A 22506-nucleotide genomic window follows, 5' to 3' on the forward strand; every position below is an offset into this window, starting at 1 on the left:
CTCGAAACCAGTACTTCTCTTTATTCGAGATATTTGGCAGTGCAAAAATACGCAAAAAAGTGGCTAGGTTAAAGGGGGGTAATTAGCTGGCTATCTCCGGTAAAAATTTGCTGTGAATTCACTAGAGTTCCCTACATTGTCTGTAACTTCTACCTTTAGTCGGCACTGGCGTTCGTTCAGAATTTGGTCGTCAAAATTATAAGTGATTGTGTTGGTCTTTGGCTCGTATTCCATCAGGATCCATTTGCCGTTGAGGGTAGCACTATAGCTTTCAATACCGCTGAGGTCATCGGAAATCTTCAGGCTGAGGTAACGGTAATTGGTAAGCCATTGATTTTCCTTGAAGTTTTTTGGGGAAATTTTGGGTGGGATTGTATCCTGGGCCAGCACAAAACTGCCCAATTCCCTGCTGCGAATATTAAACGTATTCCCCCGCTTATAGGTTCGCTCGTATTCCAATCTGTTATTTCTGCCCAGCCTGGCAACAAAAAGTCTTCTTCTCTCCTCAGGGGAGTACTTGGAAACCTCATAAGTGATCGTAAAATTTCGGTGTGCCGGAACTGATGGGTTGTGAAGGTACAGGGTATCGCCCGAATGTGAGAGCTGCAGGTAGAAATTCTCATAAAAGGTATCGGCCGGAAAATAGACCCGGGCACTGCCCGCACTAAAACTATGGGGCTTGGAAGCCAATATGAAATTGGACGTTATTGAATCTTTCGAACTGATCAGTACGGCTTGTTTTTTGCCTTCAACCGGAATGCGGACCAGGGTACGATTCCCGGCAACATCGCTTAGCTCAAGCTCCACCTGATAGCTTAAACCCGGCCGAATGGCTATTTCGCCATTGTTTTGAAAAGCTTCGAATAAACTTAATTTATTACCGGCTGCCCGGAAGCATTTTTGAATCCGGTCCCGGTATTTGTAGTAATGGGGGTAATCTATGAGCGTATTGATCAGCCGTGTTTCCCCAAAAGAAAATTTATCGAAATCAATTCGGGTATAGGTTTTTCCATTTACCCTTTGCTCAATACGGAACACGCCATTTTTGTTGGCAGCCATATCCTGGCGGTCAAATGCCACAATTCCGAACCCTATGTTGCCGTCTGCATATACAGTGTCTGCCAGGTAACTGCCATCAGCCTGCCGTTTAAGCGGGATCTCAATTTTTTCCGCGCTTTGATTCACCTGTGATTTTTCGGATAATGGATATACGTATACTTTTTCCAATACGGGATTGGTGGCATCCCTTACCTCAAAGTTGTAGAGCAATGGGTTGGTAGGCTTCTCGTCCAGGCTGCTGCGTACCTCAAAATGCAGGTGTGGCCCGGAAGACCCTCCTGTGTTACCGCTATAGGCAATCACACTCCCCTTGGCCACTTTTAAGGTGCCGTATTCAGGGAAGGCTTCTACCTCATACGATTGTTTGGAATATTGCAGCTTTTTTACATATTCATCAATTTCAGGACTGAATTTCTGCAAATGGGCGTATACGGAGGTATAGCCGTTTGGATGTGAAATATATAAAGCTTTTCCGTACCCCCAATGGCTGACCTTGACCCTGCTCACGGTGCCTTCAGCGATGGCGTATACGGGCAGTCCCTGACGCTGCTGGGTTTTGATGTCTATTCCGGAATGAAAATGGTTAGACCGCAATTCCCCGAAGGTTCCTGCGAGAATCAGGGGGATGTCCAGGGGAGGGGCAAAATCGCTATCAGGGCCCGCATATTGGGCATTCATACCCAATGCTGAGAGCATCATCAAACAGCATAAAATTCTTTTCATAGACGGCTAGTTAATGCGAAATTAAACATTCAGGATGCAATTCTGAAACACAAAAGCTTCAATTTCCGCTGGGATTACTGCTTCATCCCTGTTATACCGGGCCACCGGGGACCATAATTGCTTTATTAACGAAAAACTATTGCGAAGTCGGCCGGGGAATCTTAACTTTGTGTAAATACATTGAAGGAAGCCAATGAGTGAATTGGTCGAAATTGTAGACTCATTAGAAAATAAGATCAGTAAACTGTTGCATAAACTGGAATTGACCCAGCGCAGCAGGGAAGACCTGAAGAAGGAACTCGATCAGCTTAATAAAGCCTATGAGGACGCCCAAAGAACTGCAGCTGAATGGGAGGAGAAATACAATTCCCTGAAAATGGCTAATTCAATGTTGGGCAGTGAAACGAATAAAACAGAAGCCAAGCTCAAAATAAACGCATTAATCAGAGAACTAGATCATTGTATCGTACAATTATCTGAGTAATGCAAACGTTCAAATATGCAGGAGAAGCTAAAAATAAAGCTTTCAATAGCTGACAGGGTGTACCCGCTAACCATTGATCCCGCTCAGGAAGAGGGGCTCAGAAAGGCAGCAAAGAACATCGAACAGCTTGCCAAAAAGTTTGAACAGAACTATGCCGTTCGCGATAAACAGGATGTACTGGCCATGTGTGCCTTACAGTTTGCATCCAAATTGGAGCAGGGGGGTATAGAACAAAAAGAAGACACACAGGAAGTAACCGAGCGTTTAAAATCGCTCGATGCATTGGTGGCTTCTAAAATGAGCATGCACTAAGTTCTTTTACATAGCAAAAACAATACTGCCCACATTGGTATTTATTTTTGACAAACTCAACATTATTTTAATTAAAAAGGGTGAGTTTAAGTTGTAAAAGCAGGCCTTCCAGAAAGGATCCTTGAGCAATTTGTTAGCCCTAAACCTGTTTTTTGGAGTTTGTACAAAACTTCACCAATGTGGGTTTTTTTTTGAATTTTCTACCTGAAATAGGGGCAAAAAACCCTTGCTATGCATGAACTCGTATTCATTGCCTGAACAGGCAAACTAAAAAGAACTACAAATGGACACTACAACGGGAATCATCGCTTTGGTCATAGGCCTGGGGATAGGTTTTATTATAGCCAAAATCCTGGAAAAAGGGAAAGCCTCCAAAACCATTGATGCAGCCAAAAAAGAGGCTGCTTCCATTGTGAAAGGGGCTAATGCTGAGGCTGAGAATATCAAAAAGGACAAAATATTTCAGGCAAAGGAAAAGTTTCTTGAACTAAAGGCCGAGCACGAAAAGGTCATTATCAACAAGGATAAAAAAATTGCCGAAGCGGAAAAACGCACCCGTGATAAAGAATCGCAGGTTAGCAGTGAATTGGCACGGACCAAAAAAATAAATGAGCAGCTGGAGTCTAAGGCCAGGGAACTGGACAAGAAAAGGGAATTCTTTGAACGGAAACAAGGGGAACTGGAGAAATTGCACAACAGCCAGGTGCAACAACTGGAAGTCATCTCGGGCCTCTCTGCAGAGGATGCCAAGACTCAGCTTTTAGAATCGCTTAAGGAAACGGCCAAAACGGATGCCATGGCCTTTTTGCAGACAACTATTGAAGAGGCCAAAATGACGGCTGAGCAAGAGGCAAAGAAAATAATCGTTAATACCATTCAGCGAATCGGGACTGAGGAAGCTGTTGAAAACTGCGTTTCGGTTTTTAACCTGGAATCAGATGATGTTAAGGGCCGTATCATCGGACGGGAAGGTCGGAATATCCGGGCGCTGGAAGCAGCAACCGGAGTTGAGATTATTGTTGATGACACCCCGGAAGCCATCATCCTTTCCTGCTTTGATTCGGTACGCCGGGAAGTAGCCCGTTTATCCCTTCACAAATTGGTCACGGATGGGCGAATTCACCCGGCCAGGATTGAAGAAGTAGTACGGAAAACGGAAAAACAAATAGAACAGGAGATCGTAGAGGTTGGGAAACGGACCGTTATTGACCTGGGGATACACGGATTGCATCCCGAACTGATCCGGGTGGTCGGGCGCATGAAGTACCGCTCTTCCTACGGGCAAAACCTCCTGCAACATTCCAGGGAGGTAGCTAAACTCTGTGGGGTTATGGCTTCAGAATTGGGGCTGAACCCGAAATTGGCCAAACGGGCCGGTTTGCTTCACGATATTGGAAAGGTGCCCAATACGGAGGCCGAAATGGAGACCCCACACGCAATACTAGGAATGCAATGGGCTGAGAAATACGGAGAGAAATCGGAAGTATGCAACGCAATCGGGGCCCATCATGACGAAGTTGAAATGACTACCCTCATTTCGCCGGTAGTTCAGGTTTGTGATGCCATCAGCGGAGCCAGGCCAGGAGCCAGAAGGCAGGTACTGGATTCCTATATACAGCGATTAAAGGATCTTGAAGAAATCGCTTTTGGTTTTGGAGGGGTTCAAAAGGCCTATGCCATACAGGCCGGAAGGGAACTACGCGTAATAGTAGAAAGCGAGAAGGTAAGCGATGAAAAGGCTGCCCAGTTGTCTTTTGAAATTTCTCAGAAAATACAAACTGATATGACTTATCCCGGGCAGGTAAAGGTTACCGTTATTCGGGAAACCCGTTCGGTTAACGTGGCAAAGTAGTATTTTTTCTGGTGTCTGAGTCCTGAATAGTTTCATTGCTGTTCCAGTTCAAACTGATAGACAGCCCTGCCCAATGCCGCCAGAAAAGGCAGCCCAGTTTCGTCATACTCGTATTGGTCATCATTAAAAATGCCGTTGGAATTCACCAAAATGGTGGCAGTGAGCATAAATTCTACCCCATTTTCTTTGTCAGTGATATAGGCGCAATCCGTTAATGTGCCATAGGCAAACCCCACTTTGTTGTAAATAGAGATATGATCGGGGATACGATCTTCCGTATCTCCATAGATAAAAAATTTACAGTAACCGTCCTGGTACATTACAGGATCATAACCCGCCTTTCGAGGGATGATCTTCATACTGTTTAAAAGGAATTCGCGTTGATCCGGATTGAGACGGAACCTTTCATTTTCTGAAAAGGTCTCCGGGAAGACCACTCTTTTCATCAGCCCGGATAATGCAGCAACCGGCAGGTAGTTTTTCAGCCCGAAATCAAAGGGTGCCATATAAAGGAAATCATCCCTGTAATAGCCCCGGCCTTTTAAAACCGCGGAAATTTCCAGGGGAACAGGCGGATGGTTCACAATTGGTTTGGACTGTACTGTGGTGCTGTCATTCAGATACACTATCAGGGGGCGCGTACTCACATCATCGCTATGGAATCCCAACCTGTGCGAGATCCTGGCAGGTTCCACCCCCAGGCTCCCCAGGCGCTCATTGATGGCATCCTGCCCCAAAAATTCCAGCAGTCTGTTGTTCGCGTGATTATCGCTTACGGCGAAGACCTTGACAATATCTTCTGCAAAACTGTTTTCCACACTGTCGCCCTCGATATAATAGCGGGTATCCCGATTCAGGCTATCCAGGGTGCCTAGTTTTTCTAGTGCCAGTACTGCGATAGGAAATTTAACAGTGGAGGCAGGATAAAAATACACCTCAGAATCAACTCTGAAATCGTAATCTTTAAAACGGACAGCCCCGCCTTCCCTCAGTATGCGGGTATAGCGAATCTGGACTTCGTACAGGCCTGGATCTTTCATGACCTTACGGATGGCAGGATCCCTTGAATTCAGGATTTCCTTAAGCGGGTCCTTTTCGCGGCTCGCAGAGAGGCAACCAAGGAGGCTGCAGCTTATCAAAAGCAGGAAAAGGGATTTAATAAGGCTCATAATCCGGCAATGTGTTGCATCCATATTTTTTATTTACACATACTCGCCACGATGTGGTTTAAGCGAATCCCGTATTTCGGCCAGTTCGGTTTCCAATATTACCATATAGGCCATGCTGTGAATAGCACTCACGTCTTTAGATCCAATTTCCAATGGGCCTGGTTGCAGCGGATATTCCCTTAAGTGATTGCAGTAGTGCCTGGCCGTTTGGGAAGCAGCAGGTCCCCTGAAATCCCAAATAACCTTTATTCTTTTTTGCATATTCAATGGCTTAAAGACCTGCAACAGACTGGCCGGATTCTGCAAAGTTTTTAAAATCCTTCAGATAGGCCATAGATTGTTTTTTAAATGCCCCAGGCATTAGCAGTGCCATGAGTTTCATTGCAAATCCTGAAAAGGTGAATTCGGTTTCAGACACCCATTTACAGCTGTTTTTATCGAGCTCAACAAAGTAGTTTTTCTGGAGGTTATGTACCCCTTTGGCGTCATAAGTTACATGGAATTCCTCGGGCAAATCTTTTTTGATGATCGTCTCTATCATGGTGATTTTTCGCTTTCCCATCTGATATTCCAATTCCATCTGGGAGCCTTCTGCTCCAGGCGGACCTGATGTATGCTCATAGCGCAGAAGCCCTTTTTGCCAGTGTTTCATATTCTCTGGATTGTCCAGAATTTCCAGCATACGTTCCCTGGAGAGCTGGATTGTAATTTCGCAGCTGTACTTCATAAGGCGTCTGTTTACTCTTCAAGTTACTAAAAAATTGGGATAGGATGCCTGATAAAAATGTGTTAATCCATCCGAACTTTACTTGTTCCCCGTGGGGTATTTATTATTTTTGCCGGATGCGCCTTGTAAAAATCGGAACGCTGAAATTCTTACTGGTGGGTACTTGCTTGCTGGCCGGGCTGCTCTGTATTTCATGCGATTCCTTCGGGAAGAAGGAGCCTGAAAGGGAGGTTGTAGCCAGGGTAGGTGAAGAATATCTGTATTTGGACGATATTTCTGATTTATTTGCAGATAATCTCAGCGCAGAAGACAGCATCGCGCTGGCCTCCAACCTGATTACCAAATGGGCCACCCAGCGCCTGTTACTCTCCAGGGCCAAATTCAACCTTTCCGAGGATAAAATAGCAGAATTTGAATCCCTGATTTCGGATTATCGAGCAGATCTGTATACCCGCGCCTACAAAGAAGCCCTGGTAGCACAGTCAGAAGATACACTCATACTGGACAGTGAACTCAGTGAATTCTACGAAAAAGAAAGGGTTAATTTTCGGCTGCAGGAAAAAATTGTGCAGTTGCGATTTATAGAGCTGCCCTTGCAATTTTTGAACCGTGAGGAGGTTACTGAAAGGTTGCGGCGTTTTAACGAAAACGATCTGCGCTTTCTGGACTCGGTAGGGGTACAATTCCGTAAACTGCACTTTAACGATTCACTTTGGGTCCCTGTTTCGAGAATTCTGGATGAAATCCCACCGCTGACGGCAGAGAATGAGAGCGATAACTTAAAAAAATCACAATTTATAGAGCTGGAGGATGGTTCAGGGGTATATTTGATTAAGGTGACAGACGTACTCGGGGTCAATGAGATTGCCCCGCTTTCTTATATAGAACCCAGGCTTCGGCAGGTTTTGCTGAACAGAAGAAAGATGAAGTATCTTCGCGAGCTGGAATCAGATCTGATCAATGAAGCGATACGAAGGAATGAATTTGAAATTTATGACAATGCACAAGAAAATACTATTACAAATTAGCCTTTTTGTCCTGACAGCAGGTCTTAGCGCACAGGTACAGGACACGGTTCCTCAGACAGAAGAAACCCCTGTTGAAACTCCTGTTTCGCCAGATGATCTGGCAGACAGCAAACCGGCCAGTGCCACTCAGCGCATTAAACTGGATGGGATTGCATCAGTGGTTGGCGATTATGTGATTCTTGAATCAGATGTGGAAAAAACCCTCATTGATTTGAGAAACCAGGGGGCCACAGCCCAGGACATTGATCGTTGCGGTTTACTGGGGAAGCTTATGGAAGACCGGCTTTACGCCCATCAGGCCGTTCAGGACAGTATCCTGGTTTCGGATGATGAGGTGAACAGTTCCAGTGATCAGTACCTTCAGGAATTTGTGCAACGTCTCGGATCGATGGAAAAAGTACTTGCATTCTACAAAAAGGAATCGGTAGAAGACCTGAGGGATGAGCTTTACAAAATCAATAAGCTGCAAATGCTTTCTCAGCGGATGCAGCAGGAAGTGGTGGGGGAGATTCAGGTAACCCCTGAAGAGGTCCGGCAGTTTTTTAATAGCATTCCGGAAGATCAGCGGCCCGTTTTTGGCGCAGAACTGGAAATTGCTCAAATAGTTAAAAGGCCTGTGATCCCTGAAGAGGAGAAACAAAAGGTAATAGACCAGCTCAATGAAATCAAGGCAGATGTAGAGGATAATGATGCCAATTTCAGGGTTAAGGCCATACTGTATTCTCAGGATCCGGGCTCAAAATCACGGGGAGGGTTTTACAGCATGACCCGTAAAACCAACTTTGTGAAGGAGTTTAAGGATGTGGCTTTCAGTTTGCAGGAGGGGGAGATTTCCGAGCCCTTTGAAACTGATTTTGGCTACCATATCATCTACATTGAAAAAATTAGGGGGCAGGAGCTGGATTTACGGCACATCCTTATCCAGCCGGAGGTTCCGCAGGAAGCCATGGACAATGCGCGAAAGGAACTGGATACTATCCGCAAGCAGGTGATGGACGGGAAGTACACTTTCGCAGAAGCAGCCCGTAACTTCTCGGATGAGAAGGAGACTAAATTCGACGGCGGTGTTTTGCGAAACCCCAGTGATTATGGATCCCGTTTTGAACTCACCAAAATGGATCCCACCCTTTATAACCAGGTCAGAAACCTGAAGGATAATGAAATATCCAACCCCATACTGGAAGAAGATCCGAGGGGTGGCCCGGCCAGTTATAAAATCCTGATGGTGACAAACCGCTATGATGAACATGAGGCTGACTTTGCAAGGGATTACCTGAAAATCCAGGAACTGGCATTGCGGGATAAACAGTTTAAGGCCATCAGGGAATGGATGAAAACGCATATCGAAGAAACCTATATAAGCGTTAATGGGGCGTTCCGCGACTGTAATTTCGCCAATAACTGGTTAAAAAAATAGGATGTCGGACGTTCAGGCTGTAGAGAAGTTAGTTGCCAGGCACCAGGCCCTAAAAAAAGAGATTGCAAAAGTAATTGTAGGCCAGGATGCCGTAATCGATCAGATACTCTGGTCTATATACACCGGTGGGCATTCTCTGCTGATCGGGGTACCCGGATTGGCAAAAACGCTGATGGTCAATACAATTGCGCAAACCCTGGGCCTGGATTTTAAACGCATACAGTTTACTCCGGACCTGATGCCCAGTGATATCCTGGGAAGTGAAGTACTCGACCAGAATCGCAATTTCGTATTTATTAAAGGTCCTGTATTCGCCAATATTGTGCTGGCAGATGAAATCAATAGGACCCCTCCCAAAACACAGGCGGCCCTTTTGGAAGCTATGCAGGAAAGGGCGGTTACCATTACCGGGAAGCAGTATAAGCTGAAGGCGCCTTATTTTGTGCTGGCTACTCAGAATCCGATTGAGCAGGAAGGTACTTATCCTCTTCCGGAAGCGCAATTAGACCGTTTTATGTTTGCTATTGAACTTACATATCCCAGTGTGGAAGAGGAGATCGATGTTGTCAAAAAAACCACGGACGATCGGAAAACGGAGCTCAAAACCCTTTTCAGTGCGGAAGAAATACTGGAAGTACAACACCTTATCCGTCGTATTCCCGTTCCGGATAATGTTGTACGCTATGCTGTTGAACTGGTACATAAAACGCGACCCGGGGAGGCCGGTGCCATAGATTTGGTAAACCAGTACCTGGATTGGGGTGCCGGTCCAAGAGCCTCACAAAACCTGATCCTGGCAGCAAAGGCCCACGCGGCCGTAGACGGAAGGTTTTCTCCGGATATTGCTGATGTGCAGGCTGTTGCTATGGGAATATTGCGACACAGGATCCTCAGAAATTACAAGGCTGAAGCCGAGGGCATATCTGATGAGGATATTATATCAAAGTTACTTTGAAAAGGGGAGGGTAACGCTCTTGCACCCGTTCAGACCTGATCATCTTTCACAATTCATCTTTCAGTACACCAAACATTCGCAAAAGGCGTATATTGAGTGCTGTAATTATTTTAATTCCCTCTGCTTTTTAGTATTTTTGGGCAACAATTTTAATAGATAAACCTTATAAACAATGGCATTCGATATAGACATGATCAAAAAGGTCTACGCTTCCATGCCGGAGCGGGTAGATAAAGCCCGGGAGCTGGTAGGCAGACCTCTGACCCTTTCCGAGAAAATTCTCTATTCCCACCTTTGGGATGGCAACCCTGATAAGGTTTTTCGAAGGGGTAAGGATTATGTTGATTTCGCACCTGACCGGGTAGCTTGCCAGGATGCCACAGCACAAATGGCTCTGTTGCAGTTTATGCATGCAGGGAAACCCAAAGTGGCTGTTCCAACTACGGTACATTGTGATCACCTGATACAGGCCAAGGTTGGCGCAGATGCCGATCTGAAAAGGGCCAATCAAACCAGCAATGAGGTCTTTGACTTCCTGGAATCTGTTTCCAATAAATACGGAATAGGGTTCTGGAGCCCCGGGGCCGGGATTATTCACCAGGTAGTACTGGAGAACTATGCTTTCCCTGGTGGAATGATGATCGGAACCGATTCGCATACCGTAAATGCCGGTGGTCTTGGGATGGTAGCTATAGGTGTTGGGGGTGCCGATGCCGTTGATGTAATGGCTGGAATGGCCTGGGAACTCAAGTTTCCAAAGCTTATCGGGGTAAAGCTCAAAGGGAGTTTGTCTGGCTGGACCGCACCAAAAGACGTAATCCTGAAGGTTGCTGAAATACTTACTGTAAAAGGGGGTACAGGGGCGATTATAGAGTATTTCGGACCTGGGGCAATCTCCATGTCCTGTACCGGGAAGGGCACTATCTGCAATATGGGTGCAGAGGTCGGCGCCACTACCTCGACCTTTGGTTATGACGCTTCTATGGATCGTTACCTTCGGGCTACCGACCGTTCGGACGTTGCAGATGCGGCCAATAAGGTAGCGGAGTATTTGACAGCTGATCCGGAAGTATACGACAACCCTGATTCCTATTTCGATCAGGTAATCGAAATTGATCTTTCAACGCTGGAACCCCATTTAAACGGTCCTTTCACACCAGACCTGGCGACCCCTATTTCCAAAATGAAAGAGGCTGCCCGTAAAAATGACTGGCCTTTAAAAGTGGAATACGGCCTGATCGGATCCTGTACCAATTCCAGCTATGAAGACATTTCGCGAGCCGCATCTCTGGCTCAGCAGGTCTCGGATAAGAAACTAAAGACTAAATCGAACTTTACCATAACCCCGGGATCTGAACAGGTGCGTTTTACCATAGAACGGGATGGCTTTATCGATACCTTCAACAATATTGGGGCAACCGTTTTTGCAAATGCATGCGGCCCGTGTATCGGGATGTGGGATCGCTATGGAGATAAAGCTTCAGATGGTCCGCGAAATACGATTGTTCATTCCTTTAACCGCAATTTTGCCAAACGCGCAGACGGGAACCCGAACACGCTAGCTTTTGTGGGGTCTCCTGAACTGGTAACCGCTATAGCGATAGCCGGAAGGCTGGATTTCAACCCGATTACAGATACCCTGATCAATGAGGAAGGAGAAGAAGTCCGATTGGATGAGCCCAGGGGCTATGAATTGCCTCCGGAGGGCTTTGCGGTTGAGGATTCAGGCTATGTCGCCCCCAAAGAAGATGGCAACAGCGTGGAGGTAAAGGTCGCCAAGGATTCAGAGCGCCTGCAATTACTGGATCCCTTCGAGCCCATTTCAAATGAAAGCCTGCAGGGTATGAAGTTGCTGATCAAAGCCTTCGGGAAATGTACCACAGACCATATATCCATGGCAGGGCCCTGGTTACGCTTCAGGGGACACCTGGATAATATTGCAAACAACACCCTTATTGGAGCCGTAAACGCATTCAACAAGAAAACCAATTTTGTAAAGAACCAGCTAAGCGGTGAATACGGTGGCGTACCCGATACGCAACGTGTTTATAAAGCCCGGGGTATAAAAACCATTGTAGTTGGAGACCACAATTACGGTGAGGGTTCCTCGAGGGAACACGCAGCCATGCAACCACGGCACCTTGGGGTTGCAGCGGTACTGGTTAAATCTTTTGCCCGTATCCATGAAACCAACCTCAAAAAGCAGGGGATGCTGGCGCTTACCTTTGCCAACGAATCGGATTACGACCTGATACAGGAGGATGACACCTTCAATTTTACGGATATAGCGGATTTCCAAGCCGATAAGCCCCTTACAATAGAGGTAGTTCACGACGATGGAAGTAAAGATTACATAAAAGCAAACCACACCTATAATGCCACACAGATCGGGTGGTTTCGGGAAGGTTCCGCACTGAATGTGATTAAAAAAGAAAACGCTTCCTAAGTGAGGGCCAACTACCTGGAAAATACCAGATGAAAATACGCAAGAAGACGGTTATCAACATTGCGATCATCCTGTTTGTGTTGTCATTTTTTGTGACACCACTGGGGCACCATTCCAAGATTTGGCTGATGCAGCTTTTCGCATTCAGCCCGGAAGTGACAGAAGAGGCGGAACGCGAACAGATTACTGACTACGACTGGACACTGAAGGACGCCAACTGGAATTTTTTTAATTTCGAGCGCTCTGAGGGAAAGGTGGTGTTTATCAACTTCTGGGCTTCCTGGAGACTTCCCAGTCTTCCCGAGCTTAAAGGGATACAGAAGCTTTACGATACCTACGGAGACCAGGTAGATTTTTATATCATAACCGATGAAGAACGGGAACCGGTTGAAACCTTTATGGAAGAATACGGGTTTACCTTTCCGGTTACTTACCTGATTATTGGCAATCGCAGTCCCGTGGATACCTCAGACCCACCCCGGTCGTATGTGATAGACCAGGAGGGCTACGTTGTGGTAAACCAGCAGGGCATTGCCGACTGGAATTCTGCAAGGGTTCACGAATTACTGGACGTCTTACTGGGGAAGTAATTCGGATCAGAAACAGCTTTTGTATATGGGTTCAGTAAGCACAATCAGCTTTTTTCGTTTTAAGGGGGCAGGAAGTAAATTCTGGGCTTTGAGGCAGATGCAGTTCGCCAAACCCTTTCTGAATAAGGTGAACGGCCTGCTGTTTTATAAATTGCTGGGTACCGGAAAACAGGGGTTCAGCACCTCTCCTGACTGGGAGGTTTTTTCCCTATTACAACATTGGGAGAGCCTCGGGGATGCCGAAAACTTCTTTGGGCAGCACCAGTGGTTGCAAAAATACAGGAACCGCTCTGTTGAAAACTGGACCCTTTTTATGCGCCCGCTTCGCTCGAAAGGCCTGTGGAATGGCCAGAACCCTTTTGAAGCCAAAACCTCCGAAGCCAATTCGATTCCTTTGCTGGCGGTAATCACCCGTGCCACTATCAAACGGCAATATTTATGGAAGTTCTGGAATTCGGTTCCCGCTTCCCGCGAATCCCTGGAACAACGGGAGGGCCTTTTGTATACCAAGGGTATTGGAGAAACCCCCTTTATTCATATGGCCACTTTCAGTCTTTGGAAAGATATGCAGAGCATGATGGATTTCGCGTATTCTGCTGACGGACATCAGCGGGCTATCAGGCGTACCCGTGAACTGGGCTGGTACAGCGAAGAACTTTTTGCCAGGTTCCAGCCTTTCAAAATGTTGGGGAACTGGTCTGATTGTAAGGGAATGGAGCTGCTTAGGCAAGAATTCAGTACCGAAAAAACATAGCGATAAAAAAAACAAGCTGAGCCAAAAGCAATTGTGCCGAAAAACGCGTGTTTCCAAGCTGTTCAGTCTTCTGAAAGATAGCCTGTAACAAAAATGCCAGCAGGAACCAGCAGGCGTAATTCCATAACGGGGCGACCCCCCCTTTAAATTCCCAATAGTCGAAGTGTGGCGCTGCCGCCTCCATAAAAAAATCCAGCAGGAGCATCAGCAAGGCTCCCGCCAGCATTTGCAGTTTCCTGTTCTGAAGCCAGCGACGGCTGAGGCTTCCCGTTATAAAGGTCAGCAATGCCCAGTTGAGGCCAATCAGCAGAGGTACTTCAAAAATTTTGGGGCCGAGGTTTTCCCCATAGGCATAAGCTCCAAAAAGCCATCCGGTGTGTACACCAACCCATTCGGCTGCAATGCCCAGGAAGCCGCAAAGCAGGAATAGCAACCAGGCTTTCCTTCCTGAAAGCGGATAGATCCAGATAAAGAGCAAACCGCTTAGAAAGAGGTTCAGAGGGGTTTTGGAAATAAACCAGTCTTCGTATCCCAGATAAATTCCAATTAGCCCGCTTAGGTGAAAGAGCCAGACCAGAAATACCCCTATTGTGGTCCTGTAGGTTGCTAAAAGGGCTCTCAGTTCTGTCATTTCGCAGTTGGAATCGTTTCACTTACAATCTTAGCCGAATACAGACAAAGCGGGATGCCCCCACCCGGGTGCACAGATCCGCCCGTGAAGTATAGGTTGGCAAGCCTGGAACTGAAATTGGGATGTCTGAGAAAGGCTGCAAAACGGTTGTTGCTGGCGGCACCATACAGCGCACCCCTGTAAGAACTCGTTTTCTCCGCAATCCCTATGGGGGTGAGCAGTTCTTCTACCTCGATCAATTTTTCGATATCTGTGTTGAGTATTCTGTTGATTTTTGCAATGATATTGCTGCGACATTCGCTGATAAGGGAATCCCAGTCCTGGCCGTAATCGCCTGGTGCATTGACCATTACAAACCAGTTTTCACATCCTTCAGGAGCATCTTCCGGGCTTTCCTTGCTGGTAATATTCAGGTAAACCGTAGGGTCCTCAAACAGGCTTTTTTCATTAAAGATACAGTTGAATTCGGCCTGATAATCTGAACTAAACAGAATGTTGTGCAGATCGAGCTGCGGAAAGGATTTCCGGATTCCCCAATAGAAGATCAATGCGGAGCTGGAACGCTCTTGTTTCAGGGTTTTTTCAGGGGCTTTTTCTCCCGGCAGCAATTTTCTATAGGTAGGGTAAATATCCATATTGGAAACAACCAGGTCAAAGTGGTAATTTCCCTTGGAGGTTTGAATTCCACAGGCAGAACCGCCGCTGGTAAGAATCTGTTCAACCCCTTGCTGAAAATGAAAGCGGACCCCTTCTGCCTTTGCCAGCTCGAAAAGGCTCCTGGTAATTTCATGCATTCCACCCCTTGGATAATAGGTGCCCAGCTGCATCTCAAGATGCGGGATCATAGACATAATCCCGGGGGTCTGGTAGGGGTTGGATCCATTATAGGTTGCATAGCGGTTGAACAATTGCACCAGCTTCTCATTTTTAAAAGCCTGGTTGTTTTCCCGGTCCAGGCTATTAAATATCCCCAGGCCAGCCATGGCTGTGGCAGCCCGAAAGGTTTGCGTATTCAGGTAAGTCCGGATTTTATGCAGGGATTTTTCAAGGAATAAAGGGGCTGTTAGTTCATACTTTCGTCGGTTGCGATCCAGATATCCCCTCAATGCTTCCCCTGGCTCACCAAAAACGTCTGATGCTTCAGTAATAAAAGCTTCTGGCTCTGCCGGGGCCTCAAACCTTGTTCCGTCTTCCCAGAAATAATGGCAAAGGACCTTTTTGCGGTGATAGCTGAAATAGTTTTTTGGATCTTTCCCGAAAAGCTCGAAGAGCTCATCCACCAATTGCGGCATGGTAAAAAGGGACGGTCCCAGATCAAAGCGGTACCCCTTATATCGCTCGGCGTGTAATTTCCCGCCCGGATAGGAATTCTGTTCAAAAACACTGACTTCATATCCCTTGGCCCTGAGACGGATAGCCGTAGCAAGCCCTCCGATACCGGCACCTACAATGCACGCTTTGGCCATGCCTGATTATTTCTTAAAATATTTGAAGGGAACAAAGAGCATCCCGAAGCATTCACCCTCTTCTTTTCCAAGGTGTTTATGGTGGATTTTGTGCGCCCTACGCACACCTCTGGCGTACCAGTTGTTGGCATTTCGGAACAGTTTAAAACGCTGATGTATAAAAATGTCATGAACCAGGAAATAGGCAATTCCGTAGGCCAGGATTCCCAGGCCAATGGGGTAGCCCTGCCAGAAGGAAGTTTCAGAGGCAATCATTATAAAGGACATACTCACGATTGCGTAGAAAATAAAAAAGGCATCGTTGCGCTCAAACCATGAATCGTGATCTTTGCGGTGGTGGTCTTTGTGCAGGCTCCACAAAAAGCCATGCATGATATATTTATGGGTAAACCACGCCATAAATTCCATAACACAGAAGGCTAACAAAAAAATTCCAATCCAGTAAATCACTTGCATTTTATACCAAATTTAGTCGATAGCGAACATAAGAGCGGGCCAGTAACCCAACTTTTTGATAATTCGGTACTCTCACCCGGGCATTTTTTATTTCTACGGAAGGCAGTCTTTGCAATTTGTGCAGTAGTTTCGAATAGTAACGATAGGCCATATAGACCCCGAACTTGGATTCCCCCGGCAATTTCAGGATTCCCTGATACCCTTTACGGAAATCTGCTTCAATCTCCTCCACTATGCTCGCTTTGGAGACCTCGTCCAGTTCCAGCAGGTTCGTATTCGGAAAATAGGAGCGGTCCAGCCCATCGTAATCTGCTTTAAGGTCTCTGAGGAAATTAACCTTCTGGAATGCCGATCCCAATGCCATGGCTTCCTCCCGGAGTTCCTCATAACGGGCTTTGTCCCCTTTTACAAATACGCAAAGGCACATCAGGCCTACAACATCTGCAGAACCATAGATATATTCCTTGTACTCTTCCTCCGTTCGATAGACTTTTTTGTGCAGGTCCATGCGCATGCTTTTCATAAAAGCATCTACCAGGTGGTGTGGGATATTGTATTTGTGATAGGTTTCCTGAAAGGCATTCAAAATAGGATTCAGGCTTATTCCTTGCTCCAGAGCCCGTTCCAGGTCTTCTTCAAAGCGATCGAACAGCTCTTTTTTATCGTAATCGTGGAAGGAATCCACAATTTCGTCAGCAAAGCGCACAAACCCGTAAATATTGTAGATTTCCTGCCGGATGCTCCTGGCCAGCATTTTGGTCGCCAGGGAAAAGGAAGTGCTGTAACGCCGGGTAACCAGCTTACTGCATCCGTGGGAAACCGTATCGAATAAAGATTTCATGCCCTTTTGCTAATCGTTTTGTTGTATTATTAGTTCAGAGACCAACTTACCTGATATCAGGGAAGGTGGGACTCCTGGCCCCGGAACGGTTAACTGCCCCGTAAAATAGAGGTCCTTTACTTTTTTACTTTCCAGCCCGGGCCTTAAAAACGCTGTTTGCCTGAGGGTATTGGCCATTCCATAGGCATTTCCCTTATAGGAGTTATAACGTTCAACAAAATCCTTCACACAGAAAGCTTCCTTAAATATAATATTATTTCTCACTTTCTGGCCGGTCCGCAATTCAAATCGATCCATTATAATATCAAAATACTTTTCCCGGAGCTCGGTGCTGTCTTCCAAACCCGGCGCCAGTGGCATCAGGAAAAAACCGGTTTCCTTACCCCCGGGGGCCATTTCTGCGTCAGTAACAGACGGGAAATTGGCATAAAAGAGAGGATCTTTAGGCCATTCCGGCTGGTCGTATATGGCTACCGCGTGTTGTTCGAAATCTGTATCGAAGAATAAATTGTGATGCCGGATATTTTTTAGCTTTTTATCAAAGCCGATGTAAAAGAGGAGGGAAGAAGGGGCAAAGGTCCTGTTTTCCCAATACGATTCGGAATATTGTCGGAAATCATCAGGCAGCAGGCTCTCGGTATGATGGTAGTCTGCCCCACTGATTATAAGGTCGGCATGTACCGAATTGCCGTTAATCTGCAAGCCACAAGCCTTGCTTTTATCCAGCCTGATTTCCGAAACTTCGGCATTGGTATGAAAAGTAACCCCCAGGGAGCTACCCAAAGCTTCCATAGCTTCTACTATTTTATACATTCCTCCTCTTGGATGCCAGGTACCCAGGCCGAAATCTGCATAATTCATAAAACTGTAAAAGGAAGGGGTATTGGATGGCTTGGCTCCCAGGAATAGGACCGGGAATTCCAGAATGGAGATAAGTTTAGGGTTTTTGAATTGCTTGCGAACATCCCGGCTGATAGTACTGAAAAATTGTCCTACGCGGGCCATTGTTTCTAAAGAAACCAGCTCCAGTGGCGATTTCCCCGGTTTGTAAACCATTTTGTTTATGGCAATGTCATAGTTTTCGGCCGCTTTGGAAATAAATTTGCGAAGCGGTGCGGCACTGCCGGGTTCAATCCGCTCAAATTCGCTGCAGATGGCATCCATAGAACTCCCGATAGTTACCACTTCATCCTCAAAAAAGATCTGGTAAGCAGGATCCAGCTGGTCCAGGGAGTAGTAATCGGAGCTGCTTTTTCCAAAATCAGAAAAGAATTTTTCAAAGATATCGGGCATCCAATACCAGCTTGGGCCCATATCAAAAGTAAACCCCTCTCGTTTCAATTGTGAGGCCCGGCCGCCCAACTGGCTGTTTTTCTCGTATACATCCACACTGTATCCGGCCTTGGCCAGATAACACGCAGCCGATAGGGAGGAGAAGCCCGACCCAATGATTGCAGCTTTCTTTTTCATTCCTTTGAAGATTGGTATTGAGACGGCATTACAGTGCGCTCAGCAAGTGTTCAATAGAACTAAAGCCACTGATGTTTTTGGGCAGTGTTAACTCTGCAAGGTGTTCGGTTTGCCGGCCGAGTATCCAGAGGTGGCTCTCGCTGTCCTGCTGGAGATTTTCTTTAAAGTCAGATAAATACTTGGCCAGATCCGGTTTGGTAGGGGTAACCGTGAAATAAGATACAAAATGGGGGTCGTCGTAGTATTTTTTCAGGTCTACCAGGCTTTCCAGGGGAATGGTCTGCCCAAGATATATGGTTTTGTAACCCCTTAACACCAATTCGTAGTTCGCGAAGAGCAGGCCAATTTCATGGATTTCATTTTCCGGGAGGAAAAGGATGAAAACCTTGTCGGTTCGTGTTGGTTCAAGAGATTGCAGCTTTTCCGTGCTGGTGGATATTTTTTGTTTGATCAGGTGCGTGATAAAGTGCTCATGAGCCGGACCAATAGTGTCGGTTTGCCACAGAAGCCCAAGCTCGTGCAACAGGGGCATAAACACTTCCCAAAAGATTTCCCTGAAAGATTTTTCTGCCAAGAGACCCGCATAGGTTTTCTGGAAAAGGGACTGGTCAAAATTTACCATGGCCAGCTTAAAGGCATTAATTGCGTGGCTTTTTACAGAATTTTGTGCGACTACTTCGCGCACCTGCTGAGCCAGTTCGTCCTCAGGGATACTGGCTATTTTAGATATTTTATAACCATTGTTGTAAAGCAGCGTAATATTGAGCAGTTTCTGCAGGCTTTCAAGACTGTAGGTCCTGATATTTGTTGAGGTCCGTTCTGGTGCGAAAAGTCCGTAGCGTTTTTCCCAGATCCGAATTGTATGTGCCTTTATTCCTGAAAGATTTTCAAGATCTCGTATCCCAAATGATTTTTTAACGCTGTTCATTTTTTTTACCTAAAGCTTAAACAAAAATATTAAATTTAATGCAGTTAGGGCTACATGAATCGTTAAAATTGACCAAAATTAAGCAGTACGTATTTTTAGGACCTTATTTTTAGTGGGTTTGTTATTTAATCAGCGATATAGGACCAAACAATCAAAACCGTCTTTCCGGTTCAAAAGGTTTTATATCCATGGAAGTTGGTTTTCCGCCTATCAGTTCGGATATCAGCTTTCCGGTAATAGGACCCAGACTCCATCCCATCATGGCGTGCCCGGTGGCCAGATACAGGTTATTCCATTTAGAAACTTTTCCAATATAGGGAAGTCCATCCGGGCTAACGGGTCTCAATCCACAGGCAGCCTGATCCAGTTCCTTCTCCTGTACTGCAAGACCTTCATAATAGCTCTCTACTGCAGAGGCTATTGCCTTTACCCGGTTTTTTCGGATTTTATGGTTAATCCCTGAAAATTCCATCGTTCCCGCCAGACGGGTAAATCCTTCCATAGGGGTTATGGCAACTTTAGAGTCCATCAGGATAGCTGGAATTTTTACAGGGGTATTCCGACTTATATCAATTCGATACCCCTTTCCTGCCTCCAGCAGCAGATTTAACCCCAGTTTTTGGCTCAACTTAGGGCTCCAGGCCCCGGCAGCCAGCACTACTTCGTCAGCCTCGAAAATACCCTGGTTACTCTTTATGCGGGCTATCCTGCCATTTTCTGACTCAAATCCAACTACGTTTGTACCGGTATGGATGGCAACCCCTTTTTTTCGCAAATAGGCCAGCATTCGCTGCATTATTTGCCCCGGGGTTGTATGGGCATCGCAGGCATAGTGGACCGCACCCTGAACATCCTCTTTCAGGCCTGGCTGCAGGCCCAGGAGTTCTTCCCGGCTAAGGGCCCGGGCTTCAAGGCCTAAATCCAGTACTCTTTGCATTACTTTTTTTTCGGCTTCACCCAGTTCCGCCGACTTGTAAAGCATAAGCAGACCCGATTTTTCGAGCTGAAACTCCCCTAAGTCACCACTCTCAAGAAGTTGCTGGTAAAGCGACTTGCTCAATGTATTGATTTCGGCAATAACAGGAATGGCCTGGCGTACCCTGGAAGAACGTGCGGAACGGTTAAAACTCCAGGCCCATTTCAGAAAATTGGTATCCAGCCTGGGTTTCATGTAAAATGGGCTGCTGCTGTCAAACATCCATTTTATGGCTTTGGCCATCATCCCTGGGGCGGCAAGGGGGATAATATGGCTGGGGGTGAGGTAGCCGGCATTTACAAAAGATGCTCCGGCTGTAATTTCGCCCTTGTCCAACACGGTAACTTCACACCCTTCTTTATGGAGGTAATAGGCGCTGCTAAGGCCCATAATACCTCCTCCTATCACAACAATTTTCTTGCTCATAGATTATCTAGGATAAGCACTTGCTAAAGTACCCATTTGGTCCGAAATCTGAATTGAACATCCGCAAAAAAACAAAACCCCGCTCTTGCGAGCGAGGTTTGCGCTTTAAGTGCCCACGACTGGGTTACCTTATTTTATTAATGCGGTGCTCCATTGCCGCCCCACCTGAAAATTCGGCCGAACGATCAGAAAAAGGTCCGGTGGACCTTTTGCAGTGAGGCGCGAGACGATGCGGCTGGCGATTTAGTGCACCCTGCCTTTTCCCCCAGGAAGTCCTTACAAAAATAAATTTTTGACGGATCCCCAAAAAAGAAAACCCCGCTCTTGCGAGCGAGGTTTACGCTTTAAGTGCCCACGACTGGAGTACCTTATTTTTCTATGCGGTGCTCCATTGCGGCCTCACCTGAAAATTCGGCCGAACGATCAGAAAAAGGTCCGGTGGACCTTTTGCAGTGAGGCGCGAGACGATGCGGCTGGCGATTTAGTGCACCCTGCCTTTTCCCCCAGGAAGTCCTTACAAAAATAAATTTTTGACGGTTCCCCTAAAAAATAAAACCCCGCTCTTGCGAGCGAGGTTTACGCTTTAAGTGCCCACGACTGGAGTACCTTATTTTTCTATGCGGTGCTCCATTGCGGCCCCGCCTGAAAATGCCAACCTGCAGGGCTGCCGCCCTGTACTTTTCTTTTCCGGGTTTCCTTACAGGAATAAATCCCTGACGGATCCCCAAAAAAGAAAACCCCGCTCTTGCGAGCGAGGTTTACGCTTTAAGTGCCCACGACTGGAGTCGAACCAGCACGTCCATAAGAACACTACCCCCTCAAGGTAGCGCGTCTACCAATTCCGCCACGTGGGCTTAAATAAGCGGCACAAATATAACCCGCTTTTTCCAACTCAGACAATACTTTAAGGAAGAAAATAATTCCGCAGCAGTAAAATTGGCCGGCCCTGATAAAGATCATCCCCGAAAATACCCGGGTTTACTACCTTGTCAGACAAGTAAAACCACATGCTTACTCGGCTTTTACCCTGGTTTATAATCCTCGCTTTGCTTGCAGAGGTTCTCGGAACAGTAGGAGGTTTTGGCTCTTCAGTTTTTTTTGTTCCCCTGGCGAGTTACTATCTCGATTTTCAATCCGTTTTAGGGATTACAGCCCTTTTTCACCTATCCAGCAACATCACTAAAATCTCCTTCTTTTCGAAAGGTTTTAACCGAAGCCTGATCCTTAATTTGGGAATACCTGCAGTTTTGTTTGTGTCCCTGGGTGCTTTTCTGAGCCGTTATGCCAATCCCATTTACCTGAGTATTGCATTGGGGATTTTCCTGACGCTTTTCAGTCTGGTTTTTTTAATTAAGAAGGGAATTCAGATAAGACCCAATAGAACGAACGCCATTTCCGGCGGTGCCCTGTCTGGTATCCTGGCAGGGCTGCTGGGAACGGGAGGGGCTATCAGGGGTGCCACCATGGCTGCGTTTAAATTGCCCAAGGAACAATTTATTGCCACTTCTGCGGCAATAGACCTGGGCATTGATTTCAGCCGGTCAATTGTATATGCCTACAACGGCTATATCCATAAACACGACTTGTACCTGATTCCCATTCTGATAGTGGTCAGTATTGTGGGTACCTATCTTGGGAAGCTGATCCTGAATAAAATCAGCCAGGATCAATTTAGAAAATTTGTATTGTTTTTGTTACTTTTTATAGGCGTTTTAACCCTCCTGGTGCACGGTCTGGGAATACCGATATTTCCGGTGCATACCGGATAGAAGCCCGGCAGGGATAATACGCCGATA

The 22506-nt window shown here is 46.4% G+C and carries 21 protein-coding genes, 1 tRNA gene and 1 other RNA gene; 11 read left to right on the forward strand and 12 right to left on the reverse strand.

What is annotated here, in order from left to right; all coding sequences use genetic code 11:
• Positions 1-90: 90 nt before the first annotated feature.
• Positions 91-1782, reverse strand: coding sequence for a M23 family metallopeptidase (locus tag ACT6NU_RS11030; protein ID WP_445381729.1), 1692 nt, complete (start codon positions 1780-1782; stop codon positions 91-93).
• A 193-nt stretch (positions 1783-1975) separates the two neighbouring features.
• On the opposite strand from ACT6NU_RS11030, the gene ACT6NU_RS11035 reads away from it, so the two are divergent.
• The 4 genes from ACT6NU_RS11035 to rny all read left to right on the forward strand — a co-directional run bounded on the left by ACT6NU_RS11035 (position 1976) and on the right by rny (position 4430).
• Positions 1976-2266: a hypothetical protein gene (locus tag ACT6NU_RS11035; RefSeq protein WP_445381730.1), complete on the forward strand. Its 291-nt coding sequence runs from the start codon at positions 1976-1978 to the stop codon at positions 2264-2266.
• A gap of 15 nt (positions 2267-2281) precedes the next feature.
• On the forward strand, positions 2282-2578 hold the full coding sequence (locus ACT6NU_RS11040; RefSeq protein WP_445381731.1) for a cell division protein ZapA: 297 nt from the start codon (positions 2282-2284) through the stop codon (positions 2576-2578).
• 54 nt (positions 2579-2632) lie between these two features.
• Positions 2633-2739: non-coding RNA, 6S RNA (ssrS, locus tag ACT6NU_RS11045), on the forward strand.
• A gap of 122 nt (positions 2740-2861) precedes the next feature.
• Complete coding sequence (rny, locus tag ACT6NU_RS11050; protein ID WP_445381732.1) at positions 2862-4430, forward strand: ribonuclease Y; 1569 nt, start codon at positions 2862-2864, stop codon at positions 4428-4430.
• Between the two features lie 32 nt (positions 4431-4462).
• Here rny and ACT6NU_RS11055 read toward each other — a convergent pair whose 3' ends face one another.
• From ACT6NU_RS11055 to ACT6NU_RS11065, 3 genes are read right to left on the reverse strand one after another with little or no spacing between them, the layout of a single operon-like run.
• A complete protein-coding gene (locus ACT6NU_RS11055; protein ID WP_445381733.1) occupies positions 4463-5623 on the reverse strand; it encodes a serine hydrolase in 1161 nt (386 codons plus the stop codon).
• Between the two features lie 9 nt (positions 5624-5632).
• Complete coding sequence (locus ACT6NU_RS11060) at positions 5633-5860, reverse strand: hypothetical protein (protein ID WP_445381734.1); 228 nt, start codon at positions 5858-5860, stop codon at positions 5633-5635.
• A gap of 10 nt (positions 5861-5870) precedes the next feature.
• The gene (locus ACT6NU_RS11065; RefSeq protein ID WP_445381735.1) at positions 5871-6326 is read right to left on the reverse strand and encodes an SRPBCC family protein; all 456 of its coding nucleotides are present in this window, start codon (positions 6324-6326) and stop codon (positions 5871-5873) included.
• A 116-nt stretch (positions 6327-6442) separates the two neighbouring features.
• Here ACT6NU_RS11065 and ACT6NU_RS11070 point away from each other — a divergent pair, with 116 nt between their 5' ends.
• From ACT6NU_RS11070 to ACT6NU_RS11095, 6 genes are all read left to right on the forward strand, one after another.
• Entirely contained in the window at positions 6443-7354 is a 912-nt protein-coding gene (locus ACT6NU_RS11070; protein ID WP_445381736.1) for a peptidyl-prolyl cis-trans isomerase, read from the forward strand.
• Entirely contained in the window at positions 7326-8771 is a 1446-nt protein-coding gene (locus ACT6NU_RS11075) for a peptidylprolyl isomerase (RefSeq protein ID WP_445381737.1), read from the forward strand. Before ACT6NU_RS11070 ends, ACT6NU_RS11075 begins: the two co-directional genes overlap by 29 nt.
• Position 8772: 1 nt before the next feature.
• A complete protein-coding gene (locus ACT6NU_RS11080; protein WP_445381738.1) occupies positions 8773-9726 on the forward strand; it encodes an AAA family ATPase in 954 nt (317 codons plus the stop codon).
• A 172-nt stretch (positions 9727-9898) separates the two neighbouring features.
• The gene (locus ACT6NU_RS11085) at positions 9899-12172 is read left to right on the forward strand and encodes an aconitate hydratase (protein WP_445381739.1); all 2274 of its coding nucleotides are present in this window, start codon (positions 9899-9901) and stop codon (positions 12170-12172) included.
• A 29-nt stretch (positions 12173-12201) separates the two neighbouring features.
• The gene (locus ACT6NU_RS11090; RefSeq protein WP_445381740.1) at positions 12202-12762 is read left to right on the forward strand and encodes a redoxin domain-containing protein; all 561 of its coding nucleotides are present in this window, start codon (positions 12202-12204) and stop codon (positions 12760-12762) included.
• Positions 12763-12787: 25 nt separating this feature from the next.
• Positions 12788-13516, forward strand: a complete 729-nt coding sequence (locus ACT6NU_RS11095; RefSeq protein WP_445381741.1) for a DUF3291 domain-containing protein — start codon at positions 12788-12790, stop codon at positions 13514-13516.
• Here ACT6NU_RS11095 and ACT6NU_RS11100 read toward each other — a convergent pair.
• The 8 genes from ACT6NU_RS11100 to ACT6NU_RS11135 all read right to left on the reverse strand — a co-directional run bounded on the left by ACT6NU_RS11100 (position 13497) and on the right by ACT6NU_RS11135 (position 21564).
• Complete coding sequence (locus ACT6NU_RS11100; protein ID WP_445381742.1) at positions 13497-14147, reverse strand: carotenoid biosynthesis protein; 651 nt, start codon at positions 14145-14147, stop codon at positions 13497-13499. The two genes, ACT6NU_RS11095 and ACT6NU_RS11100, sit on opposite strands and share 20 nt — an antisense overlap.
• Complete coding sequence (gene crtD / locus ACT6NU_RS11105; RefSeq protein ID WP_445381743.1) at positions 14144-15613, reverse strand: 1-hydroxycarotenoid 3,4-desaturase CrtD; 1470 nt, start codon at positions 15611-15613, stop codon at positions 14144-14146. The genes ACT6NU_RS11100 and crtD overlap by 4 nt, the downstream gene beginning before the upstream one ends.
• A gap of 6 nt (positions 15614-15619) precedes the next feature.
• Positions 15620-16069, reverse strand: coding sequence for a sterol desaturase family protein (locus ACT6NU_RS11110; protein ID WP_445381744.1), 450 nt, complete (start codon positions 16067-16069; stop codon positions 15620-15622).
• A gap of 1 nt (position 16070) precedes the next feature.
• A complete protein-coding gene (locus ACT6NU_RS11115) occupies positions 16071-16910 on the reverse strand; it encodes a phytoene/squalene synthase family protein (protein WP_445381745.1) in 840 nt (279 codons plus the stop codon).
• A gap of 9 nt (positions 16911-16919) precedes the next feature.
• Positions 16920-18380: a phytoene desaturase family protein gene (locus tag ACT6NU_RS11120; protein WP_445381746.1), complete on the reverse strand. Its 1461-nt coding sequence runs from the start codon at positions 18378-18380 to the stop codon at positions 16920-16922.
• 28 nt (positions 18381-18408) lie between these two features.
• Positions 18409-19308 carry a MerR family transcriptional regulator gene (locus tag ACT6NU_RS11125; protein ID WP_445381747.1) on the reverse strand — a complete coding sequence of 300 codons (900 nt, stop codon included), beginning with the start codon at positions 19306-19308 and terminating at the stop codon, positions 18409-18411.
• Between the two features lie 151 nt (positions 19309-19459).
• Positions 19460-20710: an NAD(P)/FAD-dependent oxidoreductase gene (locus ACT6NU_RS11130; RefSeq protein WP_445381748.1), complete on the reverse strand. Its 1251-nt coding sequence runs from the start codon at positions 20708-20710 to the stop codon at positions 19460-19462.
• Between the two features lie 770 nt (positions 20711-21480).
• Positions 21481-21564 (reverse strand) — tRNA-Leu (locus ACT6NU_RS11135).
• A 153-nt stretch (positions 21565-21717) separates the two neighbouring features.
• On the opposite strand from ACT6NU_RS11135, the gene ACT6NU_RS11140 reads away from it, so the two are divergent.
• A complete protein-coding gene (locus tag ACT6NU_RS11140) occupies positions 21718-22479 on the forward strand; it encodes a sulfite exporter TauE/SafE family protein (protein WP_445381749.1) in 762 nt (253 codons plus the stop codon).
• The last annotated feature ends 27 nt before the right edge of the window (positions 22480-22506 follow it).

The organism is Robiginitalea rubriflava (genome assembly GCF_052540725.1).